General features: G+C 43.8%; 9 protein-coding genes. 1 reads left to right on the plus strand and 8 read right to left on the minus strand.

Going from position 1 to position 15,765, the window contains the following annotated elements:
• Position 1 precedes the first annotated feature (1 nt).
• From GX654_05115 to nagZ, 8 genes are all read right to left on the minus strand, one after another.
• On the minus strand, positions 2 to 1,783 hold the full coding sequence (locus GX654_05115; protein NLD36233.1) for a hypothetical protein: 1,782 nt from the start codon (positions 1,781 to 1,783) through the stop codon (positions 2 to 4).
• Positions 1,784 to 1,875: 92 nt separating this feature from the next.
• Positions 1,876 to 3,024, minus strand: a complete 1,149-nt coding sequence (locus GX654_05120; GenBank protein NLD36234.1) for an endo-1,4-beta-xylanase — start codon at positions 3,022 to 3,024, stop codon at positions 1,876 to 1,878.
• A 295-nt stretch (positions 3,025 to 3,319) separates the two neighbouring features.
• The gene (locus GX654_05125) at positions 3,320 to 4,093 is read right to left on the minus strand and encodes a SnoaL-like domain-containing protein (GenBank protein NLD36235.1); all 774 of its coding nucleotides are present in this window, start codon (positions 4,091 to 4,093) and stop codon (positions 3,320 to 3,322) included.
• Between the two features lies 1 nt (position 4,094).
• On the minus strand, positions 4,095 to 5,906 hold the full coding sequence (locus GX654_05130; GenBank protein ID NLD36236.1) for a hypothetical protein: 1,812 nt from the start codon (positions 5,904 to 5,906) through the stop codon (positions 4,095 to 4,097).
• A gap of 43 nt (positions 5,907 to 5,949) precedes the next feature.
• Entirely contained in the window at positions 5,950 to 7,377 is a 1,428-nt protein-coding gene (locus tag GX654_05135) for an MFS transporter (GenBank protein NLD36237.1), read from the minus strand.
• A 278-nt stretch (positions 7,378 to 7,655) separates the two neighbouring features.
• The gene (locus tag GX654_05140; GenBank protein NLD36238.1) at positions 7,656 to 11,444 is read right to left on the minus strand and encodes a glutamate-ammonia-ligase adenylyltransferase; all 3,789 of its coding nucleotides are present in this window, start codon (positions 11,442 to 11,444) and stop codon (positions 7,656 to 7,658) included.
• Between the two features lie 266 nt (positions 11,445 to 11,710).
• Positions 11,711 to 13,135, minus strand: a complete 1,425-nt coding sequence (glnA, locus tag GX654_05145) for a type I glutamate--ammonia ligase (protein NLD36239.1) — start codon at positions 13,133 to 13,135, stop codon at positions 11,711 to 11,713.
• Positions 13,136 to 13,405: 270 nt separating this feature from the next.
• Positions 13,406 to 14,488: a beta-N-acetylhexosaminidase gene (gene nagZ, locus GX654_05150; protein ID NLD36240.1), complete on the minus strand. Its 1,083-nt coding sequence runs from the start codon at positions 14,486 to 14,488 to the stop codon at positions 13,406 to 13,408.
• A gap of 142 nt (positions 14,489 to 14,630) precedes the next feature.
• Here nagZ and GX654_05155 point away from each other — a divergent pair, with 142 nt between their 5' ends.
• Complete coding sequence (locus GX654_05155; protein NLD36241.1) at positions 14,631 to 15,539, plus strand: NDP-sugar synthase; 909 nt, start codon at positions 14,631 to 14,633, stop codon at positions 15,537 to 15,539.
• Positions 15,540 to 15,765 lie beyond the last annotated feature (226 nt).

Here is a 15,765-nt window from a genome sequence, read left to right on the forward strand (position 1 = left end):
ATTAAACTCCTTTCTTTTTCTTTGGGCCATAAAACTCCCTGATATTAAAGCAACCGATATGACGCCCGAGCGCCCCTACAACACCCAGGTTAACCCCAGTCGCTCCGCCTGAAAAACCAAAACCGCAGTCATGGGTAACCTTGGTATTGATCAGTTCAATCATCTGGGCGCCATTACAGGCCTCCTCATTCTGACAGAACAAATAGACACCCTCACGAAGTTTTACATATATACAGGGAGAACACCACTGGGCGCCCATTGTCTGGTTTGCAGTAAAGATTGTCCATGACATTGAATGGGGAGAGGTATAAAGATGCATGGAGGTCATCTGGTCAGAGTATGACCATGAAAATGCATGACCTACCAGCTCATCTGTAAATTCATGGCGCACATACTGGGGGGGCTCAAGACCTTCCATCTCGCAGACGCCAAAAATGGCCCTGTATGTTGTCTCATTGCCGTAATACTTTGTGCCCATATGTGAATGTATGCATGTGGTGAGACCGTTTGTAAGGTCAACAGCCATCTTGACAGATGCACGGGGCTTGCTGTCTGTAAGCATATGAGCAAACCATGCAAGGTTATCATCCCCTTCATAGACCCGGCAAGGCTCCTCATGCCATTTATTTTCACCCTCTTCCATATACCTGAGTTTATATTTTTCAGGAAACTCATAATGGCGCACAGGCCCACCATTGTCATAACGAAGTATAAACTTTTTCCCGACCAGGATATCAGAATATGGCATATTGTTTATGGCCATCATCTGAGGCGCTGCACCCTCTGTGCCTCCAAATTTTATCGTATTTTTCAGGGCTGCCTCATGTACCTCTTCATCAGTCATGTATTTGAAGGTCCTTGCAGGCCTGTATGTCATCCTCTGCCATTTCCCAGGGATTGTAGGGTCACCAGGGGCCTGGTAAACCATGCCGCTCTTGCCATGCTCATCAAAGGGTTCAAGAAAGGCAAGCTGACCCACAACCTTGCCTTCACCCCTGAACATATAGTATTCCAGTTCATCCTTCTCATTAAATCCAAGGCGAACACCAGCCTGTGTACATTCAAACAGATCACATACAAAGGATGTGAACATGCCGGAAAATTCGCACTCTGTCTTGTCATGAATAAAGATGTGGTGATTCACACGTACATAGTCCGAAGGAGCGACATAGCTAAGGTCATCTGCCTGGCGGGTAAGATCAACAAAGTTTGTATTGGCAACAGAGGCATATAACTCCAGCACTTCATGACCAGTATCCTGCTTCCAGTACAACCCCTTGCCCTCCAATCTGTTTGTAAGATGATGAAGCTCTTTCGGGGCCTCCTGCCCTGCAACCTCAACATAACCGAAATATAACTGACGCTGAACCTCCCTGTCATCTACGACTATCGGGTCTCCGCCAAGGGTCGGCTCTGTTCTGCCTGTGGAGAGTCCGACTTCAATAACTGTTACAAGATTAGTATCCTGATCAATATATACATTATATCCCCTCTGATCTTCAGGCATCATATGAGAGAAGAAAATCATCTGCCTGAGTGTGAGAGCGCCGTATCCCGCCTTGATCTTTTTCCCGCCATTCTCAGAGAATGTCAGCCTGTTTTTGTCATCAAACTTGTATTCAAGCACAGGGCCATTCTGGGTGATGATCTTGATAGATTTGCCCTTAAGCACATCCGATAGATCGGATTTACTTTTTGGTCCGGCCTCGGTTGCCTTGAGGGCCTTTCCTATCTGATCTTTCGTTAATTTTGTATACTTGAATCGATGCATCGGAATATTCATTTTCTTCTCTCCTTTTTCAAAATTGATTTTGGTTTATCTCTGTTGTAAATAATCCTTGGATGTCTTTACAGGTTCTTTATTTTTTAATGTTGCTACTTTTCCCCTGACATCAAATTGACTATGCTGAAATATGCCTTTTTGGGCCTCATTTCACGGTCAAAGAGCAGGGGATAGTCTGTTCTCCCCGGTACAGGGAAATTATTTTTCCAGGATATGCCGTCATGCAGCCCCCAGAATGTGACCCTGCTGACCTTATCTTTATGCCTGTTAAAGATGGTGAAGATATCACTGTATCTCTTTGCCAGTTCGTCAGCGACTGATTCAGGAAGACCATCCTTATATGGATTCATCTCCTGATTATTTTCATGCCTTATACCGATATCGGCTGAGGGTGTATTCGTCCAGGGGCTGGGCAGTACAGAGACATCCAGCTCTGTAAACATGACCTTAACACCCAGCTCTGAAAAATCCCTTATAGTGTTTTCAATCTCGATCAGTTCAGGGAATTTCATGTCCCAGTGCGCCTGAACGCCTACTGCATCTATCCTTAACCCCTTTTCCTTTAGTTTTTTAACTATCCTGACTGCCCCTGCACGCTTTTCAGGTATGACAAGGTTGTAGTCATTATAATAGAGTTCAGCATCCGGGTCTGCCATGCGGGCATATTCAAATGCCTTTTCTATAAACTCATCACCGGCGATTTTATAAAAACCAGATTGCCTCATGGTGCCATCTTCATTTAATGCCTCATTCACCACATCCCATCCATGCACCTTACCCTTGTACCTTCCTGCAACAGTAAAGATATGATCCCTGATCCTGTTAAAAAGGGTCTCCTTATCAACCTGGTCATTAGAACCCTCTTTTGTAAATACCCCTTGCCCGAGCTGGCTGTGCCATACCAGTGTGTGTCCTATCAGCTTTACATTATTTGCCTGTGCAAATTCTGCAATCTTGTCTGCCCTTTCAAACCTGTATTGATCAAGGGCAGGATGCAATGAGCCCCACTTCATCTCATTTTCAGGTGTGACGGCGCTAAAATGGCTCTTTATCAGCTCAGAGGAAACCGGGTTATCAAGAAGCCCGGGAAAGATCGCTGCGCCAATAAGAAAATTATCCTTGTAATAATCCTTCAGCCCTTTCTCTATATCACCGCTATCCGAGGGTTTCAGATTGCAGGATAAAAAAAGTAAAAGTAAAAGAGGGCTAATGTACAGGATTACATGTTTAAGACTTTTCATTCTGTCTGATTTTAATATGAATCTTATCATCCTTCATAACCTGCCTTTTATATTTATTGTGATAACTGCCTATCATCCATAAAAAATATTCAGGGACAGTGAATAAATTTGTTTTCATCCAAAAACTGTCGTTTTTGGATTTCCACCCTCCGTAGCAGAGCTACTGCGGAGGACGGGCAAGCAATCAGCATTCAACTTTCAGCAAAAGGCATTCAAAAGAAAGAGTTAGCTGAAAGCTGATCGCTGACTGCTGAAAGCTCCATCCAGAATTTGTCTCTTTCTGGATGAACGCAAATTAAGCCTGCACAGGAACCAGAATCTTATCCGGGCCATTCGGCTCCCCAGGGTAAACCTTTGAAAAGGGAACTGATGATACAGGCATGGAGTATGTCTTACCCGGCCTGTAATCTGTCTTTGCCACGGCCTGATATTCCAGCCTCTTTATTTTCCAAGCGCCGTTTAATGCATCCTTTATACATGAGATATGGCATGTCCCACCTTCCCACCACCTCATGACCCCTCCGCCCTGAAGACGCGCCATACTTACCAGAACCGAATCGGAAGCCAGAGGGGCGCCGATCTGCATGGAATATGAAAATTGTGCCTTTGCTGAACCACGATCACCTGATACCTGCACCTGATCCTGATCAGACTCACAGGCATTCTCAAACCCTGGCGCAGGTGAAATCCTTTTTCCTGTCATACCTGACCTGAAGAGACCGCAATAAAGACGTCTTAGACCGGTCTCTTTTCCTGTATACACACCACTGTTAAAGATTACCTCGCCATCATTTGAAAAGAGTTCTACCAGGGTTTCATATGCACCCCTGTCCAGTAAAGATTCATAGGTGTGATAAAGGTCATGGACTGATTTTTCATCTTCAAAAATCCTGACCCTGTTATTTAAACGCTCCATCTCTGATTCCATGCCCTTATCTTTTTTAAAGAGAGGCACTGCGACAGCCGGAACAGCAGTGGCCAGCAGTGCTGACACAGCAGCCCCAGCCTTCCAGATGAATGACCTGCGGCCGGCATTCGGCTGATCAATGGATTTTGATGTGGTATCCATATTATGCTCCTTTCCTTTTTGCGTTAGGTCCAAAATACTCTTTGACTTTATATTGCCCGAGGTCACGCGCAATAGCGCCGATTACGCCCAGGTTGATCCCGTCTCTGCCGCCGTGAAAGCCAAACCCATCCGCATGCATGGTCTTATTATTTTCAATAATACATGTCTCAGCGCCATTACATGCCTCTTCAACAAGGTCAAATATGTATACCCCGTCCCTGAGTTTCACATAAATGGCAGGCGCACACCACTGTATACCTAGTGTCTGGTCCTGCATGTAGATTGTCCATGCCGAGGAATGGGGGGTGGTATAAAGATGCATTGAGGTCATATTGTCAGAATATGTCCTTGTAAATCCGCAGCCTACCAGCTCATCCGTAAACTCATGGCGCATGTATTTTGCAGACTGGACGCCTTCCATCTCTGCAACACCAAAGAATGCCTCATATACGACTTCATCACCGTAATAGGGAGAGCCGACCTTTGAATAAATGCATGTAGTAAGGCCGTTTGTAAGATCGAGGGCGATCTTTACGCTTGTTGGCACTTTAATCCCGGTAAGCATATGTGCAAAGAAGAGCAGATTTTCATCAGCCTCAAATGCCCTGTAGGTCTCCTTCTGCCATTTTGAATCACCCTCATTTTTCCATTCAAGGTTATAGGCGTCTGATACCCTGTAATTGAAAACAGGGCCGCGGTCAAACCGGAGAGTAAACTCTTTTCCTTTGAGAAGGTCACTGTATGGAAGTGTGTTGCCTCCCATCATGCCGGCCTGGGCCTGTGGGGTGTCTGGGTTATCTGTAAAGGTCACAGTCTTTGTTTCAGCAATCTTGTTTATCTCGTCCTGTGAGATATATTTAAGATTTCTGGCTGGGCGGTAAATAATCCTATCGCCGCCTTTGGGCACTTTTGGTGCAGGCTGATCAGCAGCGCCGGGTTTAGGAGCCCCAAAGCCCATATTTATCTTTTCACCGTGTTCATCAAATGGCTGAAGGGCTGTAAGGTGACCCACAACCTTGCCTTTGCCTCTGAACATATAATATTCCAGCTCGTCTCTTTCATTAAAGCCAAGCCTCATACCTATCTGTGTTTCCGTGAACAGGTCAACAGCATACATGGTCAGTATGCCAGAAAATTCACACTCGGTTCTGTCATAGATAAACATGTTATCATTAACAAGTATATAATCTGATGTTGCACAATAGCTCAAATCATCCACATGCCTTGTCAGCTCAACAAAGTTCGTGGTGCATACAGAGGCATAAAATTCAAGGGTTTCAATGCCTGTATCCTGTTTCCAGTGCATGCCCTTACCCTGTATCCTGTTTGTAAGTCGATGTAGTTTTTCCGGTGCGGCTTTGCCAGTCACATCTACATAACCGTAAAATATCTGGCGCACTGCCTCCCTGTCATCCAGTACTATTTCGCCGCCCATGCCTCCCTGCTTTATTCCGCTTGAAAGAGAGACATCAAATACCGTAACAAGATTGGTATCAAGGTCGTAAAACACATTATAACCCCTCTGTTCATTCGGGATCATATGAGAGAATAAAACCATCTGCTTGAGTGTAAGCGCACCATAACCGGTCTTAATCTTTTTTCCGCCGTTTTCAGAGATGATAAGCTCCTTTTTATCCCTGAAACTGTACTCAAGGACAGGGCCATCCTTTGTAATAATCTTTAAGGACTTGCCCGAAAGAATGTCTGAAAATTCAGAAACGCATTTGGGCCCGGTTTCAGCAGCCTTGAGTTTTTTACCTATTTCATCCTTTGTCAGTTTTGTATACTTGAAACGGTGCATTGGTATGTTCATTTTCTCTCCTCCTGATAAATGTTATAGTACTAATCCCTGATTATTAAGCCTCTGCCCTTCGTTTTGAAAGGTCTTCTTCTATCTTGAGCATAACACTGCTTTTTAATGGATAGAATAACATCACGAGCCCGCCAAGAACCCCAAAGATAGCAGGGTAAAAGCTCATTACCATTCTAATGCCAAATATTGATTCGCTTGACTGTGCGACATTTGCCACAAACCCGTAATAACCTAATATCCCGTTTACAAAGCTGCCGCCAAAGGCAAGACCCAGTTTCAGGGCAAACAATGATGCAGCCATTATAAGCCCGGTTGATCTTCTTCCGAATTTCCATTCGCCATAATCGGCAGTGTCTGTGTAGATTGCCCACTGAAGCACAGAGACCACCCCCATAAGGAATGAAACTGCAATATTAAGCCCGAAAATCATTAGTACATTATGGGGCTGCACATAATAAAAGGCGCATGAGATCACAGCGCTGGCGATAAGCGCACCGGTATAGGCATTCTTTTTGTCCAGTGTTTTTGCAAATGACTGTGCCATAAGCGCACCCACAAGGGTTGAAGCGCTGCCAACAGATGCAAACCATTCGGTAAAAGAGCTGATTGAAAGATTTACATTGAAGATTTCCTGTTCAAGCACATAATACTTAAAATAGTAAGGGGTAGATGTCCCGCGCATTACCGCATACAGAAGCTGAAAAACAGTTGCAATGGCTATTATCACCCAGGGTGTGTTCTTAAAGAGGTATTCTAAATCCTTGATCGAATTTTTCTGCTGTGATTTGGGAGGCTGCACCCTCTCCTTTGTAGAAAAATAGGTGAACACAAAAAGAATGATAGCAAGCACTCCAAAGGCCACCATTGCCCAGGTCCAGCCGATCTGCTCGTTACCCTGTCCGAAATGGCCGACAAGGGTCAGGGTAAATTTTGAAACTATAAGCTGCCCTATAAATGCGATAACAAATCTGTATTGTGATGCGCTTGTACGCTCCTGCGAGTTGGGAGTCATAACCCCCATAAGGGCAGAATAAGGGACGTTTACCGCTGTATAAAGCATCATCAGGAAGGTATAGGTTATATAGGCATAAATGATTTTACCGATGTTCCCCAGATCAGGTGTAAAGAATGTCACAACCCCGCATATAGCGAGGACAGGGGCAAGAAGAATGATATAGGGACGAAACTTTCCCCACCGGGATTCTGTCCTGTCGGCGATCATGCCCATTATAGGGTCATTAATCGCATCCCAGATCCTGGTGACAAGAAACATCCAGAACACTGCGCTGGGGGATATGCCGAATACATCTGTGTAAAAATATGAGATGTAGAGCATAAACATCTGGAAATAGAGATTGGAGGCCGCATCACCAAGGCCGTATCCTATCTTTTCTTTTGCGGGTAATCTTCTGGATGATTCTCCATTTGTGGAATAACTGACGTCTGGGGTTCTAGCTTCAGAATTAGTCATATGTCACCTGATTTTGTAGTTTTTGGATACGATATAAGAGATATCGTTCAATTTGATCACGGGAGTATAGAGTAAATAAAAAGGCATGTCAAACAAAGTATCGCATACTCGTTAATAACCTTTTTTATACCGGGTTACCTTCATTTTTTTAATAGGAAGAGGGCTGAGTAAACAAATTGGTTAAAAAATTTTATATCCATTTTCCGGGGGTTACCCCTGCGCCTCTTGTCCCGCCGTAGTTTGAAAGTTTTTAACGAAGGCGGATGCGCCCTTAGCCCTTAGCCCTTCGCCTCTCTCAACAAATACTTCTCATATGCCGCCCTTACCCTCTTAATACATTCATCAAGCCTTTGAAGCAGCTTTTCTCCGTCAGCTTCAATGCCAAGCATCTTTTTTGCAAGGGTGTTTATCTCGCTCTTTTCAGCAGGGATGGTATGGGTCTGTCTGTCTTCAAGTATCTGCAGATAGTGTTCTATCCTTCTTAAGAATATGTAGTCATCCTTAATTATATTCGCAGCCTTATCATCAAAAATGGCTGCCTCTGTCAATGATTTAATAGCAAGCAGGGTATTGCTTTCTGTCTCAAGTCTCTTTTCACAACCATATATAAGCTGAAGCCCCTGTACCATAAACTCCACATCCCTGATCCCTCCGCTACCGGACTTCACATCTATCCCTGCATTGAGCCCCTGAGAGCTGTTTTTTACTGCCTTTTTTCTCAGCCTCTCTATCTCATTAACAACCATTCCCCTTTTCCATGGTTTCATGATAAAGGGTTTAAGGCTGGAGAGGAACTCATATCCCAGCGTAATATTACCCGCAACCGGCCTCATCTTGAGGGCTGCCTGTTTCTCCCAGAATGATGCAGAACTTCGGTAATACTCTATAATGGATGGTATTGACTGGACAATCTCTCCTGAGCTTCCAAATGGTCTGAGCCTCAAGTCCACCCTGTATGCATACCCCTCTTCTGTATGAGATGAAAGAGATGCCCTGATATCCTCAAGTATCTTCCCTGCTATCTCCCTGCGTCCGTTTCCGGCCTCGCCATCAGGTTTAAAAACACCTATCAGATCAATATCAGAGCTGTAATTGAGTTCATTTCCTCCCAGCTTTCCAAAGGCCATAACACAGAAATAATCAAGGGGCGATGCCTCATGGGGCTCATAATCCTCTATCCTGCATTTGACAGACTGCTCAAGAACAACCTGTGTGCATGCCTCTGCAAGAATAGATAGCTCATGCATTATTATCCTGCTCGATACGCCCATGTAAATGTCTCTTGTGCCTATCCTTAATATCTCACGCCGCCTGAACCTCCTGAGTTTGTTGAGCCAGTCCCTCTCTTCGCGGCAGCTATCAGCCGCCTTCCTGAGCTCATGTTCAAGGTCTTCCCTTTTCCTGATGGAGTTGAGAAGCTCAGGGTTCATGAGCCAGTCAAAAAAACCCGGGTATCTTATAAGGGTATCAGACAAAAACTGGCTGTTAGAAAAGATTGCCAGAAGCATCTCAAGATGCATCGGTTGAGACAAAAGAACATTGTAATGAAACTCAGGGCTGGCAAGAGAACGTATATATCGTTCCCAGTTATTAAGGGCCATATCAGGATCAGGTGTTCTTTTTATAATGTCCCATGCAAGTATGGCAAGCCTTCCGAATATCTCCCTTCGGCTTCCACCCTCACCCGCAAGCCCCTGAAGGTTTACATAGGCCCGGGCCGGTTCCTTAATCCCGCTTTCAGATAAGATACGGCCCCTGATCTCAGGAGACATGGTGTCAGATAGAATAACATCAGCTATTGTCCCTGTGTCATGCCTTGGGAGAGAATCGAGCCCGAAATATTTTTCAGCAAATACCCTTACTGCTGCCATATGGGTTTCAAGGTCTATATAGAGCTGCTGTGCCGGGGTTATAGCGCCGCCATATCTGTATCCCATCCTCCTTGCAAGGTGTTCAAATTCAGGGGTCTCTGTCTCAGGCAGGAAAAGATCAAGGGCAGAACCTCTAAGCATCCTGAGTCCGTTTATGAGTTCACGCATGAACCTGTATGCCTCAGTAAGCCTGTCATGCACTTCATAGTTCATGAACCCGTTATCCTTGAGGGCATTAAGGGCATTATGAATGCTGTATGTTCGAATATCCTTCGAACTCTTCCCGTACATGACCTGTAAGGTCTGCACCCCGTATTCAAGATCAACAAGCCCACCAGGGCTGAACTTTGCATTGAGCTTGCCCATTGCAGCCTTTTCCTTTATCTGCCTCTCTCTGAGTTCTCTTATCTCCTCAAAATCTATTCTGTTTGAGAAATAAACCACCTCATCGCGTATACGCTCTATGCGGCCTCCAAACTCCCTGTCGCCGCCTATGCACCGCATTCTCACAAGTGAGAGCATCTCAAATGAATGTGCTTGACCTCCTGTGCCGTAATACTGGCAGTAACTCTCCATGCTGACCGCAAGAGGGCCTGATTTACCATGGGGTCTAAGCCTTAGATCAATCTGAAATATGCCCTCTCGCTTTGCCTCAATAAAATGGAAAATACCCCTGACCATGAGTTCAAAAAACTCGGTATTTGTAATATTTTTTTCACCATCGGTTCTGCCCCTGTCGCTGTAAATAAAAAGGATCTCAAGGTCTGATGCATACCCTATGGCCTCCCCTCCCAGCTTGCCAAGGCCCATAATGGCATATCTCGCCTCCAGGCCGGAATCGGTCTTTGGGATACCGTACTGCCTGACAAGATCCTCATACACAATATCAGCGGTCCTGTTTATAACAAGCTCTGCCAGTGCTGTAAGTTTTCTTGAAAGGAACCTGAAATCCAGGTCAGGGTTAAGGATATGGTCAAGATCAATACGAAATATCTCCTGATCCTTGAACCAGTTTAAGACCCTCTTTTTTGACTCAAAATCCACAGCCTCATCAATTGCCTTATCAAGCCTCTCAGATAGATTTTCTGTTGATTTGCTGATCATTGTCTTCTTTTCTACGTTGTCGAATACGGTCAGAAGTGATTCGTACTGAAGCCTGATAAAATCCTCCCACAAAAAATCGCTTGCGCCCAGGAGCCTTGCAAGGTCCTTAAGGTTTCTCCCGTCAGTAAGGTGCCTGAACCACTCTTCCCTGAATGGCTGTTTGACGATATCCTTTATAATAAATTCAAAACGTGAAAGTGCCGCATATGGGTCAGGGGCCTTTGCAAGAAAATAGGTAAACTGCTTTGTAAGCAGCACAGAGAACTTGATCCTCTCGATTGCATCCCTGTCTTCAATCTTACCTCCGCCCGCGTCTGTAAGGTCAAGACTGTCTTCAACCCTACCGTGAAAGGTGCGTATCCTCACATGCTCAATCTGAATGCTGTTAAGCGCGAGGGCATTTGAAAGGGCATACATAAATGCTGGCGTATCCTGTGAAACAACCTTAAGACGTGTGAACGGGCCTGACTCATTATCAACTGCAAGCTCCACAGGATAGAGTACAGGCTCTGCCCCCCTGTCCATGCGTGCAAGGTGACGAACAACCATCTCATTGACCCTGTTTTTTGCATTCATTATTGCTTCTTCCGCCCCGTTTTCCAGCATGGATATTATGGACATGAGTCGGTCATTAAACTCCTGCGACCAGGCCTCAAAGGAAACAGATCTGGTAAGGTATCCGGAAAAGAAGTCTACAATCATCCTCCTGTCATGCTGATCAGGCAGGATAAAAAACCTTTCTTTGTGCGACCTTCTTTTTTTTATTTCCATTTCCTTACGTTCATAGGTGTAGACATCGCCTGACACTATATTAAAACCGGTCCCGGACAAAAGACCAGCTATCAATGAAAACTCAGAGGGGTAATCAAAAGCAGTTACAGTGCATTCAATATTGTCATCACGTGTTTTCACAATACTGGTCTGTACAGGGTTTGATTTCTTAAGGCTTGAAATAAGCCTGATATGGGAAATGACATCAGCTGTAATGAATTTTTTATAATAATCATCACCGAGACGATCAAGATGCTCTTTAATTATCTTTTCATCAACCCCGGGGAGTTCTTTTAAAATATAATCAAGTTCTGGTTTCATGATGTCCTTTAAAAACAGGGTTCAAGGGGTCTAGGTTTCCGGGGGTCAAGTGTTTTTATCTCTTTCACTCGACCCCTTGAACCCTGGACCCCTGTCTTTTACATATACCACAGTTCTTTTATTCAGCGAAAAGAAAATAAAAAACCCCCGAAGGATATCTTCGGGGGTTTCATTATTTTATTAATAAGAGAAAATCAGGTTGTATAACCAACCTGTTCAACGATATTTTTAAGCATATTCATTTTGCCTGAAAATATCGTTTTAATTTAGATATCATAATACATTACATATTCCCACGGATGGGGCCTTAAGTCAGTGGCCTCAACCTCTTTCACCATCTTGTAATTGATCCATGTTTCTATAACATCAGGGGTAAACACATCACCCTTAAGCAGATATGCATGATCGTTTGCAAGACTGTTTAATGCCTCCCTCAGTGAGCCAGGGGTCTTTGGAACCTTTGCGAGCTCTTCAGGTTCCATATCATAGATATCCCTGTCAAGCGGCTGGCCCGGATCAATCTTGTTCTGAATACCATCAATAGCAGCCATAAGTATGGCAGAAAAGGCCAGGTATGGGTTTGCGCTCGGATCAGGACAGCGGAATTCTATTCTCTTTGCCTTTGGTGATGTTGAATAGAGCGGGATCCTTATAGAGGCGCTCCTGTTCCTTCTTGAATATGCCAGGTTAACAGGTGCCTCATAACCCGGTACGAGTCTCTTGTAACTGTTGGTTGTCGGGTTTGTAATAGCACACAGGCTCGCTGCATGCTTTAAGATACCGCCAATAGCATACATAGCCATCTCTGAAAGACCCGCATATCCGTCACCGAAAAAAAGATTCTGATCACCTTTCCAGAGTGATACGTGAACATGCATACCTGAGCCATTATCACCAAAAAGCGGTTTAGGCATAAAGGTTACGGTCCTGTTATTCATCTTGGCAGTATTTTTTATGACGTACTTAAATTTTAAAAGGTTGTCAGCCATCTGAACAAGTGGGGCAAACCTCATATCGATCTCACACTGCCCGCCTGTTGCAACCTCATGGTGCTGCGCCTCAACAGTGAGACCAACCTTCTGCATGGTAAGAACCATGTCACTTCTCAAGTCCTGCAAGCTGTCAGTCGGCGGCACAGGAAAATATCCCTCTTTATAACGCACCTTATAGCCAAGGTTAGGGTTTTCCACCCTCCCTGTATTCCAGGCACCCTCAACAGAATCAATATGATAATAACCTTCATACTGATTTTGGTCAAAACGCACATCATCAAAGATAAAAAATTCCGCTTCAGGACCGAAAAATGCAACATCAGCAATCCCAAGGGTCTTGAGATAATTCTCAGCCTTTCTTGCTATATTGCGAGGGTCTCTAGTGTAATCTTCACCTGTAACAGGGTCGCAGATATTGCATATCATCACAAGTGTCTTTGTCTTGAAAAAGGGGTCAATAAAGGCAGATTCTGCAACCGGTTTTATAAGCATATCAGACTCATTAATCGCCTGCCATCCCCTGATGCTTGAGCCGTCAAAACCCATACCAGCTACAAAGGTATCCTCGTCAAACTGGCTGACAGGGTATGAACAATGCTGCCACATGCCGGGAAAGTCCATGAACCTGAGGTCAACCATCTCAACCTTTTCATCTTTTATTAGTTTTAGTACATCCTTTGGTGTTTTTATTTCCGCCATGCTATCCTCCTGAAAATAAGGTAATGTAAATTTTATATGTTTAAAATAATATCTTTTTTCAAATCACATCTAATAGACTTGTCATTATATAAAAGCAATTGCTGTGCCATAAACAGTGTCCTAATGTTATCCCTGTTATATCAACACGTTAACAATTACAGCCCTTTTCCCCATTATTTATATAGTTACAATATTGTAGATAAAGACCGGATCAGTTTACATATTGGTATCTTTTATCTGGAATACTGTACCTGTCTGCTATCTAATTCCCTATGCAACCTCACCATTCATATCAAAGTATTTTCTTATACCGGTAATGGAGACCCTTTTTTTAGGCCCCGGATAATCCTTTCTCACATCCCTTATTCTAACGACTGAGTCCATGATCCTATCCATTGTCAACTCATTTTCAAAAAGCCGCTTTCTGATAAGTTCTATAGCCTCAACAACATAACCCTGGCGTTCACATATAAGCAGTAAATCAGCGCCTGCCATGAATGCAGCGACAGCGCCCTGCGCAACACCGATGCTTTTTTGTATGGCCCCCATTTCAAGGTCATCTGTAAGAATCAGCCCTTTGTATCTTAATTTTTCTCTCAATATCCCGGTCATTATTTTGTGCGACAGGGTTGCAGGATATTCAGGGTCAATATCAGGGTAGATAGCATGGGATGTCATAATCCCTGCCACATCTTTCTTAACTGCCTTTTTAAATGGCTTTATCTGCCCTTTTTGTATCTCTCTTGATTCATATTTGATAGTCACATTTCCCTGATGAGGGTCAAAATTTGCGAGCCCAAGCCCGGGGAAGTGTTTGGCTACAGCCATTACCCCATTTTTCTGGAGGGTTTCTATCATAACCCCGCCCAGAAGGCCAACCTTATCAGGATCATCACTGAAGATACGGGTCCCAAGATGTTTGTCCGGGATGCCCCTTTTCACATCCATTACCGGGGCCAGATCCATATTAAGCCCCACCATCCGCATCTCTTTTGCAGTTATCCTGGCAAACTCCTTTGCCATCTTTAAGGATTTTGAGGATTCACCGATCGCCTCATTACCGGGGAATATGGTAAAAGGCCCTTTAAGCCTGGCGACCATTCCTCCCTCCTGATCAACTGCAATTAATATGGAATTACCATGATATTTCATAGATGCTGCCTGTATGGATCTGCACAGCTCTGCTATCTGAACAGGGTTATCTATATTCCTTTTAAAAAGGACAATACCTCCAATATTGTATTCCCGTATCAGTGACTCTGTCTCTTCATCGAGATATAAACCTGGCATCCCGATCATAAACAATTGACCTATACAGGAGTCAATCTCTGAGTTATCAAGGATGGTGTTCATTTAATGGCCTCTTTAGTATTAATCCTTTGACATCGCACATAATTACTTATAATCAGATACCGGCAAATGCAACAGATATATTTTTTAATGTCATTCCCAGGCTTGACCGGGGAATCCAGGGCTTTTAAAAAGGGTTTAACCAATGAAAGCAATGATAATGGCAGCAGGTTTTGGTACAAGGCTTAAGCCCCTTACTGACCATATCCCAAAGGCGCTTGTGCCTGTGCTTAACAGGCCCATACTCGAAAGAAATATAGAGTATCTGGCCGAATACGGGATAAAGGATATCATTATAAATGCCCACTATCATATGGAGCAGATGGAATGCTATATAAAAGGATGTAAAATACCGGGTGTGAACCTTTCAATAAGCCTGGAGCCCGATGAGATACTTGGCACAGGAGGTGGGCTTTCAAAGTGCAGACCATTTCTAAAGGATGATACCTTCATACTTATTAACAGCGATATCCTTACAGATATTCATCTTGATCAGGCCATAAAAAGCCACATGGGATCAGGGGCTATTGTAACCATGGTGCTGCACGATTTCCAGCGTTTTAACCAGGTAGAGGTTATAAACAACACTGTTACGAAAATACATAGGGATATTGCACCGGGCAGGTTTGCCTTTACAGGTATACATGTGCTCTCGCCTCATATTTTTGATTGGCTTCCGCCAAAGGGCTATTCAGATATAATCTCTGAATGCTACACACCCATGATAGAATCAGGCAAAACAATAAACACCCATATGGCAACAGGCCATTACTGGCATGACACAGGTACTATTGAAAGTTACAAAATGGCAAACAAAGACCTCCTTGAGGTTGAAAACAAAAGATTCATTAAAGGTAAAAATACCTGTATTGATCCATCGGTCAAACTCATAAACTGGGTTATAATCGGTAATAATGTTTGCATAGGTAAAGATACAATCATAGAAAATTCAATAATATGGGATGATGTCGCCATAGGAAAGGAGATGTACATTAAAGACAGTATTGTTATATCAGATGATGTAATTATACATACATCTCAGGGTAGCAGGTGAAGAGATAGTCAACATCGTTATACTGGGCAGACACTCAGGTCCGCCCCTGCGGCTTTAACGACCAATGGCAGCAAGCAAATCCTTTCCAGATTATAACAGCAATTATGAAAATATTTTTAATAAGAGCCTTAACCCGAATAAAAGAGATCGGCGGAAAAAATCCGAATAATGATAAAAGACAGATCAAGCGATTATATCTTTGCTTAAAGACATTTATAATGTTATA

Source organism: Desulfatiglans sp. (assembly GCA_012513605.1).
GTDB lineage: Bacteria > Desulfobacterota > DSM-4660 > Desulfatiglandales > HGW-15 > JAAZBV01.

Coding starts and splice junctions, on each gene's coding strand:
- GX654_05115 (NLD36233.1), bottom strand. CDS start 1,783: ATGAATATTCCGATGCATCGATTCAAGTATACAAAATTAACGAAAGAT.
- GX654_05120 (NLD36234.1), bottom strand. CDS start 3,024: ATGAAAAGTCTTAAACATGTAATCCTGTACATTAGCCCTCTTTTACTT.
- GX654_05125 (NLD36235.1), bottom strand. CDS start 4,093: ATGGATACCACATCAAAATCCATTGATCAGCCGAATGCCGGCCGCAGG.
- GX654_05130 (NLD36236.1), bottom strand. CDS start 5,906: ATGAACATACCAATGCACCGTTTCAAGTATACAAAACTGACAAAGGAT.
- GX654_05135 (NLD36237.1), bottom strand. CDS start 7,377: ATGACTAATTCTGAAGCTAGAACCCCAGACGTCAGTTATTCCACAAAT.
- GX654_05140 (NLD36238.1), bottom strand. CDS start 11,444: ATGAAACCAGAACTTGATTATATTTTAAAAGAACTCCCCGGGGTTGAT.
- glnA (NLD36239.1), bottom strand. CDS start 13,135: ATGGCGGAAATAAAAACACCAAAGGATGTACTAAAACTAATAAAAGAT.
- nagZ (NLD36240.1), bottom strand. CDS start 14,488: ATGAACACCATCCTTGATAACTCAGAGATTGACTCCTGTATAGGTCAA.
- GX654_05155 (NLD36241.1), top strand. CDS start 14,631: ATGAAAGCAATGATAATGGCAGCAGGTTTTGGTACAAGGCTTAAGCCC.